The organism is Helicobacter sp. 10-6591 (assembly GCF_003288805.1).
Classification (GTDB): domain Bacteria; phylum Campylobacterota; class Campylobacteria; order Campylobacterales; family Helicobacteraceae; genus Helicobacter_F.
This window is the reverse complement of the sequence record NZ_NHYK01000037.1, coordinates 1-2,986: the sequence shown is the minus strand read 5'-3', so window position 1 is coordinate 2,986 and position 2,986 is coordinate 1. Positions and strand designations below refer to the sequence as shown.

Sequence of the window (2,986 nt, the reverse complement as noted above, 5' to 3'; positions counted from 1 at the left end):
AATCTATTCGCCACAGCAGCACACTTGATACATTCTACCAACAAGCATTTGGCCAACTTGATTCTCTTGATATGTCTCTTAGTGCTTATACCAAAGCGGATATATTTTGGAGAATTTAGACAAAATAAAGTGTTAAACTAAAAATCCAAATAACACAATGTGCGTGAAGTGGAAAGTCAAGCGGAATAAATGCTGCTTTAGCTTAATGTGTTTGTCTAAGTTTTGCGCTTTCTTTATTCTTGCACACACATTTTTACTATTAGCTAAATGCTTGCAAAATCACGCCACGCCTTGTGAGTTTTAGCAGGGCATTTTAGAATACTAGAATGCAATTCCACAACTTAAAAAAATACACACATTTTAATATTTTTGCGTGCGTTAAGCTTAAAAAGCTTTAAAACGAGGCAACGCAAAAATGATTAAAAGAAAACACTAAAAGTGCAGTCAAAAATAGGAGATTTTCTTTTTTTTTGTGTGTGGGACTATTTGTGTATATTTGTAATATTTTAATTTTTTGCGTGGGAAAAATAAGCGCGATTTTGGAAGCGCATAACCTCATAAGGTTATGAAAATCTTGTAAAGCTTGCGCGTATCACAAAGCAAAAGCCACCCCGTGCAAGAAACCACACAAGACTAACCACAAACACCATGAGTTACACACAAAAACCCCACCCCACATTTTAATAATAAGCGAGATTTTTGTAGCTAAAAGTAAAACGTACCCTCACAAAGAATCCCGCCTCATTTTGAAAACATCCTCACTTTTTGAATCGCCCCTCCCCTCACAAAAAGAGCGGAATGTTTGCAAGAAAAAATAAAATTTTTATTCTTTTTTAGAATTATTTAATTTTAGTTTTTTGTGAAATGCGCCCAGGTTAATGAGAAATTTAGAGAAAAAATTTCTGCAAGAAAAAAATGCAAGAAATCACACCAGCGCGCATTGGCATGGAATTTTCACAAAATATAAGAATTTAGCAAAGCACACGAGCACAGGATTGTAAAGCCCTATACGTGCGTAAAAAAACGCGCAAATGCAAAAAACTATTAAAATACAGACGCTTTTTAATGAAATGTGTTCTTTTAAATTGATTTTGCCTTTTAAGATTAAAAAAGCACTTGGAATGCCTGTAAAAATGCGCATTTTCCATACCACAAAGCCACGAAATAGAATCTAGTATAAATTATTGCGCTGATGCACCCTGCGCCGATATCAAGTAGAAGCGCATTTACCGCACTTTTTTGAATCTCTCCACCTTGCCCTTTAAGCTGATTTCTCGCGCTAATTTTCATTGCTTGTTCTTTAAAAGTGAAACAAAAAAACAAAACATTGTAAGGTATAAAAGATGAGTTTAAACTAAGGATTGTTAGAATCCGCGCGCTTTTCCTAAGGTTGAGCCAAGGTTTGGCTAAATACAAGTTTAATTAGGAGTTCTTGCTATGGATTCTTTCTCTCATATTTTTTCCTTTCGTAAGTATCTTGTGAATTTTTGGAATATTGGCGTAGCGATGATTGTGTTAGGTGTGCTTTCTGCCGTATATTTTGGAATCTTTGGTGGCGTATGGGCTGTAACAGGCGAGATGACACGTTGGGGTGGCGAGTTTTTGGAGCTTTTTGGGGCGGATTTGAGCGGATTTTCTTATTATCAAAAGCAAAATCTTAACGGCACGCCACTTACGCGCACTGATGGTATTATGCTTATTGGTATGTTTGTAGGCTGTCTTGTAGCGTCTTTATGGGCGAATAAAGTGAAGTTTCGCCTGCCAGCTAGTAAAATCCGTGTTTTTCAAGCCATTGTCGGGGGCTTTTTGGCAGGCTTTGGTGCGCGTCTTGCATTTGGTTGCAATTTGGCAAATTTCTTTACCGGGCTTCCTTATTTTTCCTTACATACTTGGGTTTTTACGATTTTTATGATTGTTGGAATCTATCTTGGCGTGAAGGTGTGTAATATGCCTTTTTTCAAGCCACGTGCAAAGCTTGTTAGGACAAATGGCAGAGGTTGTGCTATCCCTCTAGACAAGGCGCGCGCAAAGCGGCATTTTAGCTATGGCATTGTTGTGTTTGCCCTTTTTATCGCGTGGGTAGCGTATCTCATCATCTCAAATCCTGCCATCAATCCAAAAGACAAGCAAAGTTTGCTTTCTCTTGCGCTTATTTTTGGCTTTGCCTTTGGATTTATCATCGCAAAAGGGCAGGTGTGTTTTACCTCTTGCTTTAGGGATTTGTTTTTGTTTGGTAGAGATATTGCGACAAAAGGTGCGATTATTGGTATGATTGCTGCAAGTATCATTGCTTTTGGCTTTGTATTTCAAGGTGCTGGGATAAAGATTGTTGAAGTAAGCCTTGCCATTGTGCTTGGTGGATTCTTGTTTGGCTTTGGGATTGTGTTTGCTGGAGGTTGCGAGTGTGGGTGGATGTATCGCGCATGTGAAGGGCAAATGCACTTTTTTATCGCTGGAATTACAAACTTCATTGGCACGATGGCACTTGCACTAAGTTATGATTACCTCCCTAGTGTACTTGTCTCGGGTGTGAAAGTCAATCTCTTAGAAGTATTTGGCAAGCTAGGCGGACTTGGCATAAATATTTCTTTGCTCGTTGGTATGTTGTGCTTGGTGTTAATTTATCGTTACTTTTTCTTTAAAAGGAGTGTTTAAATGGATACGCAAATCACTTATTCTATCAACTTGCAGGGTGAAGCTTGTCCATATCCAGCTATTGCGACACTTGATGTGTTGCCTGAGTTAAAAAGTGGCGAGGTGCTAGAGGTGCTATGTGATTGCCCACAAAGTATTAACTCTATCCCGCATGATGTCAAAGTGCGTGGATTTGAAATGCTTTTAATTGAGCAAGATGGTCCAACACTGCGATTTCTTATCAAAAAGCCCTAATCCAAGGTGGTGGACATCTCTTAGCAAGCAGTGAAATACTAAATACCCAAAAACGTATGCTCAATGAATTCTCTATACTCCCTATGAACAATGCCCT

Annotated in this window: 3 protein-coding genes; 2 read left to right on the top strand and 1 reads right to left on the bottom strand. The window is 38.5% G+C overall.

The window, feature by feature from the left end; translation table 11 throughout:
• Positions 1-1,104: 1,104 nt before the first annotated feature.
• On the bottom strand, positions 1,105-1,290 hold the full coding sequence (locus tag CCY97_RS08020) for a molybdenum-pterin-binding protein (protein ID WP_112064946.1): 186 nt from the start codon (positions 1,288-1,290) through the stop codon (positions 1,105-1,107).
• Between the two features lie 147 nt (positions 1,291-1,437).
• Here CCY97_RS08020 and yedE point away from each other — a divergent pair, with 147 nt between their 5' ends.
• Together yedE and yedF are read left to right on the top strand one after the other, a co-directional pair.
• Entirely contained in the window at positions 1,438-2,655 is a 1,218-nt protein-coding gene (gene yedE / locus CCY97_RS08015; protein ID WP_112064945.1) for a selenium metabolism membrane protein YedE/FdhT, read from the top strand.
• Positions 2,656-2,889, top strand: coding sequence for a sulfurtransferase-like selenium metabolism protein YedF (gene yedF, locus CCY97_RS08010; protein ID WP_112064944.1), 234 nt, complete (start codon positions 2,656-2,658; stop codon positions 2,887-2,889).
• Positions 2,890-2,986 lie beyond the last annotated feature (97 nt).